The organism is Paenibacillus sp. G34 (genome assembly GCF_056856875.1).
In genome coordinates this window covers 5,043,511-5,060,070 of sequence record NZ_CM166469.1, presented here as the reverse complement: position 1 = coordinate 5,060,070, position 16,560 = coordinate 5,043,511, and the positions used below count along the sequence as shown (strand labels likewise).

The following is a 16,560-nucleotide window of genomic DNA, read 5'->3' as shown; positions in this document are numbered from 1 at the left end:
TCTGAAAGAAAGCCGTATTGCGAGATGGTACTGCAATCGAAGTGGCATGGAGTAACAAGCAATGATCTGCTTGAATCTTATTTGTTTATCAGGGGGAACTATGGTGAGAAAAAGGCGTACTTTTACACGCATTATAACACTGGTTGCTGTCATTGCGATGATATCGGGCTGTGCTCAGCGTGCCACAAAGGAAAATACCGAAGCGGCATCATCAGTCGGTAGGATCAATAATGAAATTATCTATGCTTCCGCGAAAGATATTAACGATATGAACCCGCATCTGTACACAGGCTCGATGCCTGCGCAAGGCATGGTGTACGAATCTCTGGTCGAGAACACGGCTGAGGGAATCAAACCATTGCTCGCTGAATCATGGGACATCTCCAAGGATGGCAAAACGTACACCTTTCATCTGCGCAAAGGGGTGAAGTTCCATGACGGCGAGCCATTTAACGCCGAAGCGGTCAGACAGAATATCGAAGCGGTTCAGGCCAATGCCGAGAAACATGCCTGGATCAAGCTCTCCACGAAGCTGAAGGATGTCAAAGTGAAGGATGAATACACCGTGGAGTTGGATCTTTCCGATGCCTATTATCCGACGCTGGTAGAGTTGTCCATGACCAGGCCGTATGTCTTCATCTCACCAAAGGATTTCAAAAAGGGTGGAACCAAGGACGGGGTGAACGGTTTCCATGGGACTGGGCCGTACAAGTTGACGGGGCACAAGGTCGAAGAAAACGCCACCTTTGAAGCCAATACGGAATACTGGGGTGGTATACCTGCCATTCAGAAAATTACGGCCAAAGTGCTCCCCGCTGGAGAAACAACCTATTTGGCACTGCAAAAAGGGGAGATCAACTTTGTCTTCACGGATGACCGCGGGGCTGACAGCATTGATGTAGAAGCGATGGATCAGCTCACTGCATCCGGCGAGTATCAGGTGGTGCGAAGTGATGCGATGAACACGGCGATGATTGTCGCGAATAGCAGCAAGCAGAACAGCCCGGTTCATGAAAAAGCTGTGCGGGAAGCGTTATGGATCGGTATCGATCGGGAGACGATCAGCAAGGATATTTTTAATGGCACGCAGACGGTAGCAAACACCTTGTTTTCATCCAATGTGAACTATGCCAATGTCGATCTAAAGGTTCGCACGTATGATCCGGAAGCAGCCAAACGTCTGCTGGATCAGGCAGGCTGGACTTTGGCAGAGGGCAAGAACGTACGTACAAAGAACGGCCAACCCTTAGCGATGAAGCTTTACTATGACAGCAACTCGTCCTCACAGAAAATGCAGGCGGAGTTCATCCAGTATGCAATGAAAGAGATCGGTATGGAGCTTGATCTGACAGGCGAGGAGTCCTCTTCCATTGCGAACCGAAGAGCGACCGGGGAATATGATCTGTTGTTCAACCAGACCTGGGGACTTGCGTATGACCCGCAGAGCACGATCGCCGCGTTTACGTCGGATTCAGCATACAAACATACGACAAGTGGTATCGCGGAAGCAGATGAACTGTATCGGAAAATCGATCAGGTGATGAGCTCGACCGACGATGACTCAACAACCGCATCTCAACATGGAAAATCGAGAAAAGCACTTTATGCGGATATTTTAAACATCGTACATGATGAAGCGGTGTTCATCCCGCTTACGAACGGGCGTGTCACCATTGTTGCTCCGAAACGTCTGCAAGGCATTACCTTCAAACAGACACAGTATGAATTGCCGTTTGAAAAGATGAAATTCGAGTAGAGGGGAGAGGGCTATGGGAAGTTATATTGCCAAACGACTGCTGCTGACCATCCCTTTGCTGATCGTTATTTCATTGATTACTTTTTTACTGATTAATCTCTCTCCACTCGACCCGGCAGTCGTTGTTCTGCAGGCTCAGGATGTGCCGCAGATCACCGATGAACTGATCGCTCAAACGAATGAAGCGCTGGGTTTTAACCAGCCTTTCTTCATTCGTTATATGGACTGGATGGCGGCCGTTGTACAGTTTGACTTCGGATATTCTTACGTGTCTGGTGAATCGGTGTGGTCTTTGATCGGGCCGGCTTTACTGAATACGTTAAAGCTTACGTTGGTATCATCTGTCTTTATCATCCTTTTATCCATATTACTTGGCGTACTATGTGCTTTGAAAGAAGGAAAGATGCTGGATCAATCGGTCAGAGGCATTTCCTTTTTCCTGACAGCGATGCCGTCGTATTGGCTTGCGTCCATCCTGATCTGGTATTTTTCGGTGAAACTGGACCTGTTGCCGACCAGCGGCATGGACTCTTATCGCAGCTACATTCTGCCTGTGCTGGTGATCACGGTCAGCTATACGGGCATTTATTTCCGGACGGTACGCAGTGCGATGCTGAGCAACATGAATGAGAATTATGTGTTATATGCGCGCGCGAGCGGCCTTAGCGAGCGAAAGGTCATGCTGCACATTTTGCGTAACTCCTTGCAAGTCGCGGTGTCCATCTTCTGCATGGCGATTCCGATTGTACTGGGCAGCACCGTTGTTATTGAGAATGTATTTGCGTGGCCGGGGCTAGGCCGGTTAAGTGTAAAGTCGATTCTGAGCCGGGATTTTCCGATCATTCAGGCCTATGTGCTTATTTTGGCGGTAACGTTTGTGGTGTTTAATATGCTTTCGGACATGATCAATGCCGCGCTTAATCCTCGTTTAAGAAAGGAAATCTGATGCGACTATTCAAAAGTCTGAGCCGTGACAAACTCGCCGTGGCCTCGCTTGCCGTTATTGTCGTGACCCTTATTCTGGGGATCTGTGCACCTCTCGTTGCCCCTCATGACCCTGGAGCCGTCAACATGAAGCTACGCTATGCCTCACCTTCCTGGCCTTATCTGTTAGGCAATGACCACCTTGGTCGATGTGTCTTATCCAGATTGATCTACGGTATCCGTTCGAGTGTGTTATGGGTGCTGGCGGCACTCGGTTTCTCGGTACTGATCGGTGCGGCGGCGGGATTTGTCGCAGGGTATTTCAAAGGTAAAGTGGATGCGTGGTTGATGCGAATCTGTGACATTATGCTGTCTTTTCCCGGTTACGTGATGACGCTGGCGGTGGTTGGTATTTTGGGGGCGGGACTGGAAAATATTCTGATCGCCTTTGTCTGCATGAAATGGGCCTGGTTTGCGCGTGTCATTCGTACATCTGTGATGCAATTCGCAGACATGGATTATGTGAAATTCGCTAAGGCTTCGGGTATACCCAGTTGGATTATTATTACACGTCACATCATTCCGGTAACCTTTGCCGATATTGCCGTCATCTCCAGTGGCGCGATGTGTTCCATGATGCTACAGGTGTCGGGGCTATCCTTCCTTGGTCTGGGCATTCAGGCACCCCATGCAGAGTGGGGCATGATGCTGAATGAAGCGAGAGAAGTCATGTTTTCCAGACCTGAATTGATGCTTGCACCGGGGCTTGCGATCGTTGTGGTGGTATCGGCTTTTAACTTTTTATCAGACGCGCTTCAGGTGGCGTTAGACCCTAAATTAATGACCTCTCCTGGCAAGCGGGATAAATCGCGTGAAAGAGAGGTGAGAAAGGCGGCCTATGAATATAGTCGAGGTTGAGCATCTGAAAGTGTGGGATACGCGTACAGATCAGGCCATTGTTCATGACAGTTCATTTTCGGTGCGGCAGGGGAGTTGCATGGCGATTGTCGGGGAGAGCGGCAGCGGCAAATCAGTCACATGCAGGGCGCTGATGCGGCTGAATAAGCCCAATATGCGCCAATCGGGAAAGATGCTATTTCAGGGCACAGATTTGAATCAGCTCTCCGAAAAGGAGATGCGGCGGCGAAGAGGCAAGCAGTTGTGTATGATTTTGCAGCAGGGCATGAGTGCATTTGATCCTTCCTGTGTGATCGGTGTACATATCCGGGAGACGTTGCAGACGCATTACCATTGGAATACCCGGGAGCTGGAGCGGAGAATGCGGCTCGCAATGGAAAGTGTTATGCTTCGAAATCCGATGGACATTCTGAACAAATATCCCCATCAACTGTCTGGCGGCATGTTGCAACGAATGATGATCGCGCTCGCCCTTGTGCTCGAACCGGATCTGATTATTGCGGATGAGCCAACCACGGCGCTGGACACCATCTCCCAGTACGAAGTGCTGGAGCAACTGATTCAGCTACGTGAACGTATGGGCTGCTCCATGATTTTTATCTCCCATGATCTCGGCGTTGTACAGAAGATTGCCGATGATGTGATGGTTATGAAAGACGGCAAGGTTGTGGAACAGGGTAACATGCAGTCTGTTTTGCAGGAGCCTACCCATGCCTATACCCGTTATCTCGTATCTACACGACTGGAGTTGAGCAACCATTTCAAAGCATTGATGCAGGAGGGATCATAGATGCTAACGGTAGATCAGGTTGAGAAATCATATGTCCAAGGCGGCCTATTCTTAAAGCATCGGCAGCAGGTGTTGAAAAAGGTGACTTTGGAATGCCGTCATGGTGAATGCCTCGGCATTATTGGCGAAAGCGGCAGCGGCAAATCCACACTGGGTCGGTTGATGCTGGGACTGGAAAGCCCGGATCGCGGCGCCATCCGGCTGGAGGGAAAAGATGTGAAAGATCGGCGCGTGCGGATGGGCCGCATCAGTGCGGTTTTTCAAAACTATACCTCCTCCATCAATCCGTTTCTTACCGTGCAGGATGCGATTATGGAGCCGATGAAGGCACTCCAAAAGTCAGGACAAGGACAGCAGATTAACGCAAAAGTAGATACACTGCTTGCCCAAGTTGGACTGGATTCATCGTACCGGCTCAAGTATCCACATGAGCTGTCCGGCGGGGAAGCACAGCGAGTCTGCATCGCGAGAGCAGTGTCGACAGAGCCGCAGTATCTTGTACTAGACGAAGCGGTCAGCTCGCTGGATGTGTCGGTCCAGCTTCAGGTTTTGCAATTGCTAAAATCGTTGAAGAGCTTATACAAGATGAGTTATGTCTTCATTACGCACGACATTCAGGCGGCAGCCTATATCTGCGACAGGTTCGTTTTTTTCAGAGAAGGCCAGATTGAAGAAACGGTTTCGGTTGATCAGTTAAAACATGTGCAGTCCGACTATGCTCAACAATTGTTGAGCCATCTCATTTCATTGTAGCGTGGAGAAGTGGGGGAGCCACGTATGTAGCCCATGAAACGATCTTGAGTTAAAGAACAATGAAGTGTTCCTAGTGGAAACGGTTAGAATCACCTACGTGTGTAAGTTGGGAGAGCATTATAAGTAAGGGGGAACAGTTGTTGTGAGTGGAGCAATGTCATGGCCTTTTTTGCGTTTGTACATTTTGGTGCTGCTCTACTTCAGTGCCAATGCCATTCTGAATGTCATTATTCCATTGCAGGGGGCATTCCTCGGTGCGAGCAGTACGACGATCGGGCTGATTATGGGTGCGTATATGTTTACAACGATGTTTTTCAGACCGTGGGCAGGCAAAATTATTCAAAAGCACGGGCCGATCAAAATCTTGCGGATCATTCTGATTATCAATGGATTTGCGCTGATTCTTTACACGTTGACAGGACTTGGCGGTTATCTGATTGCCCGTATTTTGCAAGGGGTATCGACGGCCTTTTTTTCCATGGCGCTACAGATTGGCATCATTGATGCACTACCGGAGAAAGACCGTTCTCAGGGCATTTCCTATTATTCGTTGTTCAGTTACATTCCGGGCATTGTTGGCCCGGTGCTGGCTTTAGCCATTTGGCAGACCGGAGGCATGGATTATTTTACAGTGGTGCTGATCGGGATCGCGGTCTGTACAGGAGTGTTCGGCTATACCGCCAAGATGGAAAAAGATAAGGAGGGGACGCAGTCCGCTGCAGATGCATCCGGGCAGAACGTGAGTATGTGGGAGTCCTTCGGACAGCTGGTGAGAAATCCATTGTTGTTCCGCTGCAGTGTGCTGATGCTGAGTGCATCGGTGGTATTTGGCGCGGTCACTACATTTATTCCGCTGTATGCAAGTCAGGTTCCTAGCGGCAATGCTGGCATATACTTGATGCTGCAGGCGGGTATAGTGGTGCTGGCGCGAATCGCACTCCGCAAACGCATTCCTTCGGACGGGAAGTGGCATTCACCGTTTATCATGACCACGATGCTGTTGCTGGCAGTTGCGGCACAGTGTGTGAGTTTTTCCGTTACGGGAGGCATGGTCTTCTTTTATTTGGGTGCAGTTCTGATGGGGATTGCTCAAGCGATTTTGTATCCAACACTCACGACCTATCTGTCCTTTGTTTTGCCTCAGCTGAACCGCAATGTACTCATGGGTTTGTTTATTGCGACGGCTGATTTGGGCATTTCGCTCGGAGGTGTGATCATGGGACCGATTGCTGATCTGTCGTCCTATTCATTTATGTATACGATCTGTGCTATTCTAGGAGCGGTAATGATCGTTTTTGCCTATGAACGGCGTAAAGCGACTACCGGAACCTCATGAGCTGACGGCCAGAGAACGTGGGTACGTGTTAGAGAAAGCAGGTATGAACGATTGAAAGATTCTATAACGACAACATCCAGTGGAAAATTAAACCCGGTATCGTTTTCCTTTATCGGGTTTTACATACTGGCTTTTTTGTTTTTTGCGGCGAATGCGGCGTTGACGATTATTTTACCTTTGCGCAGTGAAGCGGCCGGGTTAAATCAGGCTGAAATTGGTCTGATGATGGGCAGTTACATGTTCACCTGTATGCTGCTCCGACCATTTGCTGCACAGATGCTGGGCAAATATGGACCACTACGGGTCATGCGATGGCTGTTGATGTTACATGCGGCGACGTTGCTACTGTTTATCGTGTCCGGGGTGGACACGTATCTGTGGCTGCGAGCACTTCAAGGTGTAGCAACGGCATTTTTCTCGATGACGATGCAGGCGGGTATTGTGGAAAGGCTGGAAGATAAGGATCGTGCGCAAGGGCTGGCGATGTACACCTTGTTTACGATGGTGCCTTCGCTAGTCATCCCGATTCTGGCCGTGCAAATCTGGCAAAACGCCAGTGAGCTGGCGTTCACGCTGTTGATGATTGGACTGGCGGCACTCCCCTTGTTACTCGGATACAAGGTGGATTTACCACAGAGTACGGTGCAGAACAAAACGTATACGCTGGGGGATATGCTTCGCTCGTTCAGTGGCATCTGGCGCAGTACACCCCTGCTCGTCAGCAGTGTGGTGATGCTGTTTGCATCCTGTGTATTTGGTGCGACAGCGACCTTTCTTCCGCTATATATGGTATCGACTGGTATGGCGAGCGCGGGTATCTTTTTGACGATTCAGGGTCTCGTGGTGATCCTGTGCCGATTCATTTTGCGCAAAAAAATACCGTCAGACGGCAGCTGGAATACGTGGCTTATGGCAGGTCTGATGTTATCTGCGGCACTGGGGACACAGCTGCTTAGCCTGATGGATATGCTGGGGCCATTTGTGTATATCTCTGCGGTGTTTAGCGGTTTTGCCCTAGCTTTATTGTATCCAACGCTGACCACGTATTTGTCCTTTGTATTGCCTGCGGATTCGAGGTATGTGCTTATGGGCATATTTATGTCCTCGTATGATCTCGGTTTTTCACTGGGCGGGCTGGCGATGGGCGTTGTGTTACAGATCAGCTCTTATTCCGTGATGTTTACCGTTTGTACATTGCTCTCTGTTGCCGCATTGATTGTTGTGGTGTTTTTCAGACAGCGGATGGAAGCCGGGAATAAGTCTATTACTGCGCCAGTAAATTGAGTTGGAAGACAGAAGGAAAGACAAGGGAACGGCGTAGATTTAGATAAAGGTACTGGAGAAGGTAAAGGAAGCGGTACAGGTCGCAAGCAATAGGGTTATACAAAAGGAGCTAGAGATGAAGAGGAACAGCTCAAGAGTTACAGATGAATAGTTACGAATAAAGAGTTACAGGTAAAGCTTATGGTTGTTCTGCGAAGCGCATCACGAATGCGAATGTGCAGGGGATTGATAAGCTTTTTTATTATTTTTTGCATGAAATACGAAAAAAGATTTGACAACGGCGCTAAGCAGGATTATAGTCATTGTTGTTAATCGTAATAATTACTATTAAACCGAAAAACCATCGATCAAGGTGAACTGTACCTATAAGGAGTAGATCATATGACACAAAAGCAAATACCGGTGACCGTTCTTAGCGGTTACCTTGGATCAGGTAAAACAACGGTTCTGAATCATGTGCTACACAATCGGCAAGGGCTGAAAGTTGCTGTGATCGTGAACGACATGAGTGAGGTCAATATTGATGCGGCTATGGTGAAAGGGGAGGCAACACTCTCACGTACCGAAGAGAAACTGGTGGAAATGTCTAACGGCTGTATATGCTGCACTCTCCGTGATGATCTGATGCAGGAGATCGAAAAGCTGGTGAACGAAGGCAAGTATGACTACATCCTGATTGAGTCGACAGGCATCAGCGAACCTGTTCCGGTGGCACAGACATTTACATATGCCGATGAAGAGACAGGCATCGATCTGACACGACTGGCGAAGTTGGATTGTCTGGTCACTGTCGTTGACGCTAACCGTTTCTGGCATGACTATGCTTCCGGACAAAGCTTGCTGGATCGGAATCAGGCGACCGGGGAAGACGATACCCGTGATGTAGTGGATCTGCTCATCGATCAGATCGAAACCTGTGATGTGTTGCTGCTGAACAAGTGTGATCTTGTAGAAGAAGCAGAGCTTCACAAACTGGAGGGTATTATCCGGAAGTTGCAACCGAGTGCCAAAATCATTCGTACGGTGAACGGAAAGGTGAACCCCGTGGAAATTTTGAATACGGGACGGTTTGATTTTGAGAAAGTGAGCATGTCGGCTGGCTGGATACAGGAGTTGGAAAAAGAGTCCCACACGCCAGAGACCGAAGAATACGGTATCGGATCATTTGTGTACCGCCGCAGGAAGCCGTTCCATCCTTCCCGTCTGGCTGAATTCATGAGCTATTGGCCGGAAGAAGTTGTACGTGCCAAAGGGCTGGTATGGCTTGCCGCTGAAGGAGATGTGGCTGCCAGTCTGAGTCAGGCAGGGCCATCCATTCAGTTTGGGCCTGCCGGACACTGGGTTGCCGCGTTGCCGGAAGCGGACAAGGAAGAGATCTTGCGGACCGAACCGGATGTGCTTGCAAAATGGGATGCCGAGTGGGGCGATCGCCAAACGGAACTGGTCATGATCGGCATGGATATGGAGCGTTCCATCATTGAGGATGAACTGGATCAATGTCTGCTCAGCGATGAAGAGATGCTGGCAGATTGGGGGCATTTTGAAAATCCGTTACCGTGGCCTGTCGAGGTTATGTAAGAGAGATTTGAGGTGTAAGAGAAGATAGGCTGGAGATAGGGGCTATAGGTGATCTAGGCGTTACAGCGGGACAACCTTATGGAGTTCGTGGATCGATAAACATTTCATACATCATCAAAAAATATTTAAACCTAACAAAGGAGCTGTAGAAGATGGCTAAAAAGTCAAAGGTTGTGCGTGAGAAACAACGGCAAGCGGTCGTAGCGAAGTATGCGGAACTGCGCCGCGAACTGAAGCAAAAAGGGGATTATGAGGCGCTGCAAAAGCTGCCCCGTAATGCGTCACCAACCAGATTGAAAAATCGTTGCGAGGTTACTGGCCGTCCGCGTGGATATCTGCGCAAATTCAAAGTATCCCGGATCAAATTCCGTGAACTGGCTCATCAAGGTCAGATTCCAGGAGTGACCAAATCTAGCTGGTAAACCTAAGGGATAATATGTTTACAGCAAGACAAATATGTGATTACAAGCAAGACGGAATAATGTGATTCTTTGCAAGAATATGTTTTTAGAACGGGTAGGCATTTCGAGCGAAATTCTTGACAAACGTACAGGCTCTCATGCTCCTGGGAGCGGTTAACACAAAGTAGCACGTGCATCCGTCCAAGAAATTGAAAAGGTGTGCAGAGTTAAGGCATGGTGGGTTTGTTGACTGTAACACTTTTGCTGGCTCCAGCTTGATGATAAGTGTTATTTTTCGATAAGGGAGGCCGCTTTCATGGTGGATGTGTTTACGCAGCGCCGAATTGTATCCTTGATGAACGGTTATATTCATGAGAAAGTACCAGCAGAGTTACGGACGATGGTGAAGTTAACCTACGAGATGAAGGGTAATGAGTTGATTCTGAGCGAAGAACGCCCTGCTGGACACCGATATCAGTGGGAGCAGATGCCGATCGCCCGTTTTTACTGGCAAGATGACCAATGGAAAGTATACGCTAGCGATGAGCAGCACAACTGGAGTCCGGCGGATATGGTTGTGCCATGTTCCGATTTTGAGGATGTATTGGAGCAAGTGGAACGAGATGACTCTGGAGTGTTTTGGCGTGAACGTGATTGAATATAATAAAGGTGCGTCTGGTGATAGAACTGAAATAACTAAAATAACTGGAGAAGCGCGCGTTGACTATATGAGGATCGGAATCGTGAACAACGATTAGGGTCCTCTTTTTGTTTTGTCGTGAAAGGTTTAATTGGGTGGCGCGAATAAGTGGAGTAACTTGGTGGTGAGAGTAAAGTGGTGCGCATGGTAAGAGGAAGCGGGAGTGGAATGGTCGAGTAAGTGAAGTAACCTGATGGTGCACTATAGTTTGCGAGTGGCTGGATTAGCTTGGTAGTGGGAGAGAAGTGGTGCGAGAGGGTAGAGTAACTTGGCTGGAGAGAAATGTGGTGAAGGTGAAAGAAACTACTGCAGTAGGCTCGGCTCGTGCCCCTAAAAATCTCTAGTACAAATTCTAACGATCTCCAGGAACGCTATTCACCCCAAAAAAGCGGATTTGAAATTCTAACGATCCGTAGAAGCGTTATTTTGCTGAAAATAGCGTTTTTGACAGGGAAATCGGTGATTTTCGGCCGAATAAGCTCTCTGGTGATCGTTAGATTTTTCAAACCGCGATATGTGGCTAAATAGGCTCGCTGGTGATCGTTAGCGTGAGGAGTGCAGGTGGAGAAGCGCTCATTTGTTGAAGAGCAAACAAACTGCTGAAGAGCAAAATTGGATGGAGTGGAGTATACTGGCTCCCTGCCCCCGTAGACCGTTCAACCGTGCAGCTCTGGACCAAACCAAACAGCCCATACACCGTGAAACCTGTTACCCTGCTGCCATCCTCACTGACGCTCCTAACCCTTTCCCTCCGTTCACATCGTCCTTCTCTCTATCATCTCGTACACACTCCAAGCTACTCAACTCTACTACGGCTAAGCCTCGAATAAAACCTCACCCGTGCGTGATACATCATAGCCTTCGAACGCTCTCAGCTCTTGCCTGAACTCCGAAGACCGGAGGATGTGCAAAACCGATTCAATCCAGGCTTCATTCCCTTGCTTTCGCAGCATGACCAAGTCGTAGCGCTCCTGCACGAGCGGAATGAAATCAACTTGTCCGACAAGGCGAGCGGCCTTCTCAATGCCTACACCTACATCGGCTTCTCCGGAACTGACTTTCGCTGCCACACCCATATGACTTGTTTCTTCCGTATCATATCCGAGTAGTCCAGCAGTGGATATCCCGTGCAGTCGCAACTGCTCGTCCAGCAGCACCCTGGCGCCAGAACCTTTTTCCCGATTGGCTAGACGCAGGTCTGGTTGGTTTAGGTCTGTCCAGTTGTTTAACTGACGGGGGTTACCGCGTGGAACATACAAGCCCGCAGGGCGGGACAATAGATTGACTACAATATAGGACCAGCCTGTTAAAATTTTGCGAATATACGGTAGATTATACTCTCCGGTGTCCCCGTCCAGCAGATGGGTGCTAACCAGATCGGACTCTCCCCGATACATCGAGATCAGCCCATCCAGACTACCCATAAAAGAGCGTAGCGGACGAATGTCTCGGGATTGCTTCTCGATATGACGCATCAGAATATCCAGACTGACATCTTGTCCCGTAATAACCAGATGGCGAGCCGCACCCGGGATGTTTTGACCGTAGCCAGCCAGAGAACTTGCGAATGCAGGTGAAGCCGTTTGAGAAGCGGATGTGATCCTATTATGAGATGTCATCGCATGCTGCGGATCTCCTTGACCCATCACTGTGGATGAGCCAGCAACCGGGCTAGCCTCGGTTGATAGTTGCTCGGTTGTCAATCCAGGCACTGCATTTGGCTGCGCCTGTACTGGTGACTGGAGCTGTTTGGAACGGCGTTTGTAGGCTTCCAGATCGGTAGCGTCAATGCGCATCTGTTTGCCCACACGATAGGCGACCAGGTCTCCCTTTTTGATCAGGTCATAGACGGTCAGTTTGGATATTTTAAGTAGCTTGGCAATTTCTTCGGTTGTGTAGGATTGCTCCTCCGTCATTGATGAAGAACCTCCCTCTATAATATAAAGGCCGTAAAACCCTAAACTTCTAATCTCATATAAAAAGGTGTTTCTTGTACTATACCATTATTTGAAGATAGGCATAAACTTGGGAACACACAATTAAAAAGCCCTAATGCTGTGTTGAACCTTGAATGTGATCAATATGACCTTCCTATTTTATTTGTTCTGTGTATAATTAGTTATAGTCAATTATATCTATTTATAACTAAACATAACGTCAATCATGAAATTTGGGGGAGAACAAATGAATAAAAGAATCGGATATGTGCTTGGAACGATGTCACTGGGACTGGCGCTTGTACTGGCTGGCTGTGGTGCAAACGCAGATACGAATAAGCAAGATGCGGCATCTTCTGCAAATCAACCAACAGCCTCTACACCAGTAGCATCCGGGGAGAATACAACGCCAGCAACGACAGAGCCACAGGAAAAAGTCGAGCTGATCGTTTCCGCTGCAGCAAGTCTGACCGATGCAATGAAGGAGATTCAGACGAATTTTGAACAAGCCAATCCCAATATCAACCTGAGCTTTAACTTCGGGGCGTCGGGTGCATTACAGCAGCAGATTGAGCAGGGAGCACCCGCAGATCTATTTGTATCCGCCTCCGTCAAAAATATGAAGGCATTAGTGGATGAGAATCTAATCGCATCAAGTGACCAGAAGAACTTACTGCAAAATTCACTGGTAGCTATTGTACCCGCAGATGGGACAAGTACAGTAACCAGTGAGAAAGATCTGACAAGTGACGCCATCAAAACGGTAGCCATTGGCATTCCCGAGAGTGTACCTGCAGGTACTTATGCGAAAGAGGCTTTGACTAATGCGAAACTTTGGGATCAGCTTGAGAAAAAGTTTGTTCAAGGTAAAGATGTAAGGCAAGTTCTTCAATATGTAGAAACAGGTAACGCGGATGCCGGATTTGTATATAAAACAGATGCGCTCACCTCCAGCCAAGTGAAAATTGCGTTTGAAGTAGATAAGAACAGCTACAAACCAGCCAATTATCCGCTAGGTATTATTGAAGGTACGAAACATCGCTCAGAGGCTGAACAATTCTATGCTTATCTGCAAACACCTGAAGTGCTGGATATCTTTGCGAAATACGGATTCTCGATTCCGAAATGAACATGACGATGATCGACTGGTCTGCATTCTGGCCTCCAGTGCGTTTATCCCTTCAGGTGGCGCTGTTATCCAGTATTGTAGCGGTCGTAGTTGGTGTAGCGGTTGCCTGGAAAATGTCACGTACTTCATTTCGCGGTAAAGTTTTTCTGGAAACCGTCCTTATGCTTCCGCTCGTTCTGCCTCCAACGGTGGTTGGATTCCTGCTACTGGTTATTTTGGGACGCAGGAGCTTGCTCGGACGCTGGATCGAGGCGATCTTTTCGGCACCTGTCATTTTTTCGTGGTGGGCTGCGGTCATTGCTTCTGTCGTTGTGGCTTTCCCGCTGGTATATCAGACGATGAAATCCGGTTTTAACGGAGTGGATCGAGACCTGGAGGATGCAGGACGGTCTATTGGAGCAAATGAATGGCAGGTGTTCCGTTACATTACGTTGCCAATGGCAGGTAGAGCGTTGATGACTGCTTTTATTTTGGGCTTTGCCCGTGCGCTGGGAGAATTTGGCGCAACACTCATGATCGCAGGCAACATTCCAGGCAAAACACAGACGGTGCCAACGGCCATTTATGTCGCTGTGGATTCAGGAAATCAGACGATGGCCTGGGCCTGGACGATATCGATCATTATTATCTCTTTCGTCATGTTACTTATGACGAGACAGCAGCGAGATAGTAAAGCATCCTTTTAGGGCGTGTCTTGAAACCTACTGAAGTGCATCTTTTCCCCCTTTTCGCCCCCTGCTACGTCACTTCCCCTTGACGTGCCCCGGCACGCCTGCGGGAAACTTCCTTGCTTGGAACGAAAATTCGGCAAAATCATGTAAAACCCGCTTGGAGAATTTATTCTCGCATAGCGGGTTTTTATTATGAATCAGCTGACATATGTCCTCAGGAGGAATGAAAATGATCATAATGGAAAAGTAAAGCCCTTTTCGGCGAAAAAAAACAAATTTTTTTCCAAAAATGTACCATTCAGTACTCGCTTTCCGGGGGCTTGTTCCTGTAAAATAGGAGGTAACTGATTCCAGCCAAGCATTGAAATAAGGAGAGACGACGATGAAGACTAAACTTGATTGCGACATAACGTTGCAAATCGATGATTATCTGGATCTTTTGCATTTTGCCATCCAAATTCAAGATCAGGAATGGCGCCAGTCCCTTATCCAGCAACTCAAAATATTTCAAACGGCAACGGAGCAGCAACATACTCCTGAAGAAGAATTATGGATGAGATTTGATTATATCAACAGTAAATTGACAGGTCTATGTCATCAGATTCATGCCGCTCACTCTCTGGATGAACGTAAAAAGTTCGAAGAACGTGTTGGTGTGTTGCAATTACAGCGGGTGGAAGTAGCCCGGAAAATCAAGTGGGCGAGTCGCAGATAGAAGTGGTCATGAAACAGCACGGATCATAGTTCAGACTTGCGTAAAATTCATGATCCTCTTCGCTTGCCCAGATCGTGTGCTCACATTGAAGTTACACATTGAAGAACAAAGCTATTCTCCAGTGCTAAACGGGGAGTGGCTTTTTTGCTTTTTAAAAGCTAAAGCTGCTTCCCTCTGGTAACACGGTGCCGTTGCTTTTCGAATTGGAGCTAAGTAATTTAAAGGTATACAGGAATGATGTGATTTCAACGATATAGGCGCAAGCTGGAGGAACTGACGCTCCCGGCCCGGCATATGCTGTAGCAGGCAAATGCTGATAGGCCGGGTTTTTCTATGGGTGAAGCAGGCCTTAACCGAAAGGAGGAGCACCATGCAGAGCAAAATCGATGAAATTATTACCCATATTGCACATTCCCACCAGCAGATTGCAAGGGTATTGGATGCCAAACGTCAGGTGGCTGTACGCATGTCGGAGATCATCCACCATCTGCCGGATAACGAGCCGGAACTGGATGGAGTGGAAGGTTTGCTGGACAGCTCGGGACAGATTAACAAAAGCATTATCTCCTACCTGGGCGGGCTTGCTGACCTGGAAGAAGCTGTGGCCGAAACACTGACCCAGGTTATGCGGGAGATCGCGGTACAAGAAGAAGAATAAGCCCGGAAGGCGGGTGATGAAACATGAGCAGAGAACAAAGCCTTATTCTGATGCTGGATGCAGCGGCCAAGATGCAGTGGAATATCGCGCTGATTCTAGAGGCCAAAGCCATTGAGGCCGAGAAAGTACGGAACTGGACACTGAATCATCTGAATGGGGATAGCTTTTTAACCCATGGTGACCAGGTGGGAGAACCACTTAAAATGCATGAACAACTGGTGGAGCTGCTGGAAGGACTAACTCGTATGGAAACGGGACTATGCAATAACCTTAAAGCGGTGATGGTCCAGAATGACGGCGAAGATGGCAGCGGAATGGACGGGGGCATGTTTGGCGGCATGGATCTCGGGGATATGGGAAAATGAGTCTGTTGCAGCGTGAGCAGGAGGTCAAACTGGCGCTGATCGAATCCATCGCACACAGCCAGCAGGCGCTCGCCCGCATTCTGGACAGTGTAGCCAGTGTATCTTCTCATTCGGAAGTATCCGCCCGCAGTCTCGCGGAGAACATACGTCTGCTTAGTCGTTACCAGGAAGAGATGTCTCGCATGGTCACGGGGATCAGGCTGACCCGAATTCGTCATGGGGAACCAGGTCTGCCTTGGCTCAAAGATCCCGGATGTGTCGTACGTACTGCCGGGGACCTACAGGAGGAATGCTGATATGTTAAAAAAGAAATCTAGGCTGAAAGCCAAACGGGCTTTAGTAGCCCGCGGTGCCCGTTTGCGCAAAATTCGCAAGCTGCGTGCGCTGAAATCCAAGCGTGTTGTTCACAAACGTATAGGTAAAGGACGCAGTGCGTGGCTGAAAAAAAAGAAACGTACGGTGCAGAGGCACCGGAACAAGAAACTCGTGCGACCTGTCGCCCCGGTTACCCCTACCGATCCAAACCCGGACAGCGCGTACAGTCAGGGGTACAACGAGGCGTACAACGAGGGATTCAACGCGGGTTTCGCCAAGGGATTCGAGGACGGACACCAATTGGCATACAAAGCACAGTAATAAATACAG

Annotated in this window: 18 protein-coding genes; 17 read left to right on the top strand and 1 reads right to left on the bottom strand. The window is 48.6% G+C overall.

Features of this window, described 5'->3' with window-relative positions:
• Positions 1-103 precede the first annotated feature (103 nt).
• The 10 genes from cntA to AC1VYS_RS22890 all read left to right on the top strand — a co-directional run bounded on the left by cntA (position 104) and on the right by AC1VYS_RS22890 (position 10,398).
• A complete protein-coding gene (cntA, locus tag AC1VYS_RS22935; RefSeq protein WP_482911615.1) occupies positions 104-1,756 on the top strand; it encodes a staphylopine-dependent metal ABC transporter substrate-binding lipoprotein in 1,653 nt (550 codons plus the stop codon).
• A 13-nt stretch (positions 1,757-1,769) separates the two neighbouring features.
• Entirely contained in the window at positions 1,770-2,702 is a 933-nt protein-coding gene (gene opp1B / locus AC1VYS_RS22930; protein ID WP_482911614.1) for a nickel/cobalt ABC transporter permease, read from the top strand.
• Entirely contained in the window at positions 2,702-3,598 is an 897-nt protein-coding gene (cntC, locus tag AC1VYS_RS22925; RefSeq protein ID WP_482911613.1) for a staphylopine uptake ABC transporter permease subunit CntC, read from the top strand. The genes opp1B and cntC overlap by 1 nt, the downstream gene beginning before the upstream one ends.
• A complete protein-coding gene (gene cntD, locus AC1VYS_RS22920; RefSeq protein WP_482911612.1) occupies positions 3,579-4,388 on the top strand; it encodes a staphylopine uptake ABC transporter ATP-binding protein CntD in 810 nt (269 codons plus the stop codon). The genes cntC and cntD overlap by 20 nt, the downstream gene beginning before the upstream one ends.
• Positions 4,389-5,141, top strand: a complete 753-nt coding sequence (locus AC1VYS_RS22915; protein ID WP_482911611.1) for an ABC transporter ATP-binding protein — start codon at positions 4,389-4,391, stop codon at positions 5,139-5,141. It abuts the gene before it with no gap.
• A gap of 142 nt (positions 5,142-5,283) precedes the next feature.
• Complete coding sequence (gene cntE / locus AC1VYS_RS22910; protein ID WP_482911610.1) at positions 5,284-6,477, top strand: staphylopine family metallophore export MFS transporter CntE; 1,194 nt, start codon at positions 5,284-5,286, stop codon at positions 6,475-6,477.
• 51 nt (positions 6,478-6,528) lie between these two features.
• Positions 6,529-7,761, top strand: a complete 1,233-nt coding sequence (cntE, locus tag AC1VYS_RS22905) for a staphylopine family metallophore export MFS transporter CntE (RefSeq protein WP_482911609.1) — start codon at positions 6,529-6,531, stop codon at positions 7,759-7,761.
• A 381-nt stretch (positions 7,762-8,142) separates the two neighbouring features.
• On the top strand, positions 8,143-9,339 hold the full coding sequence (locus tag AC1VYS_RS22900) for a GTP-binding protein (protein WP_482911608.1): 1,197 nt from the start codon (positions 8,143-8,145) through the stop codon (positions 9,337-9,339).
• Positions 9,340-9,491: 152 nt separating this feature from the next.
• Complete coding sequence (gene rpsN, locus AC1VYS_RS22895; protein WP_482911607.1) at positions 9,492-9,761, top strand: 30S ribosomal protein S14; 270 nt, start codon at positions 9,492-9,494, stop codon at positions 9,759-9,761.
• A gap of 295 nt (positions 9,762-10,056) precedes the next feature.
• Entirely contained in the window at positions 10,057-10,398 is a 342-nt protein-coding gene (locus AC1VYS_RS22890; protein ID WP_482911606.1) for a DUF3024 domain-containing protein, read from the top strand.
• An 857-nt stretch (positions 10,399-11,255) separates the two neighbouring features.
• Here the strand turns inward: AC1VYS_RS22890 and AC1VYS_RS22885 are convergent.
• Entirely contained in the window at positions 11,256-12,356 is a 1,101-nt protein-coding gene (locus AC1VYS_RS22885) for a substrate-binding domain-containing protein (RefSeq protein ID WP_482911605.1), read from the bottom strand.
• A gap of 268 nt (positions 12,357-12,624) precedes the next feature.
• On the opposite strand from AC1VYS_RS22885, the gene modA reads away from it, so the two are divergent.
• The 7 genes from modA to AC1VYS_RS22850 all read left to right on the top strand — a co-directional run bounded on the left by modA (position 12,625) and on the right by AC1VYS_RS22850 (position 16,551).
• Entirely contained in the window at positions 12,625-13,506 is an 882-nt protein-coding gene (gene modA / locus AC1VYS_RS22880; protein ID WP_482911604.1) for a molybdate ABC transporter substrate-binding protein, read from the top strand.
• Positions 13,503-14,192 carry a molybdate ABC transporter permease subunit gene (gene modB, locus AC1VYS_RS22875; RefSeq protein WP_482911603.1) on the top strand — a complete coding sequence of 230 codons (690 nt, stop codon included), beginning with the start codon at positions 13,503-13,505 and terminating at the stop codon, positions 14,190-14,192. The genes modA and modB overlap by 4 nt, the downstream gene beginning before the upstream one ends.
• A gap of 367 nt (positions 14,193-14,559) precedes the next feature.
• Positions 14,560-14,892, top strand: a complete 333-nt coding sequence (locus AC1VYS_RS22870) for a hypothetical protein (protein WP_434749617.1) — start codon at positions 14,560-14,562, stop codon at positions 14,890-14,892.
• A 370-nt stretch (positions 14,893-15,262) separates the two neighbouring features.
• A complete protein-coding gene (locus AC1VYS_RS22865) occupies positions 15,263-15,550 on the top strand; it encodes a nucleoside-diphosphate sugar epimerase (protein WP_111269428.1) in 288 nt (95 codons plus the stop codon).
• Between the two features lie 23 nt (positions 15,551-15,573).
• Positions 15,574-15,915 carry an alpha-helical endospore appendage domain-containing protein gene (locus tag AC1VYS_RS22860; RefSeq protein ID WP_482911602.1) on the top strand — a complete coding sequence of 114 codons (342 nt, stop codon included), beginning with the start codon at positions 15,574-15,576 and terminating at the stop codon, positions 15,913-15,915.
• On the top strand, positions 15,912-16,211 hold the full coding sequence (locus AC1VYS_RS22855; protein ID WP_482911601.1) for a hypothetical protein: 300 nt from the start codon (positions 15,912-15,914) through the stop codon (positions 16,209-16,211). The genes AC1VYS_RS22860 and AC1VYS_RS22855 overlap by 4 nt, the downstream gene beginning before the upstream one ends.
• A gap of 1 nt (position 16,212) precedes the next feature.
• Entirely contained in the window at positions 16,213-16,551 is a 339-nt protein-coding gene (locus AC1VYS_RS22850; RefSeq protein WP_482911600.1) for a hypothetical protein, read from the top strand.
• Positions 16,552-16,560 lie beyond the last annotated feature (9 nt).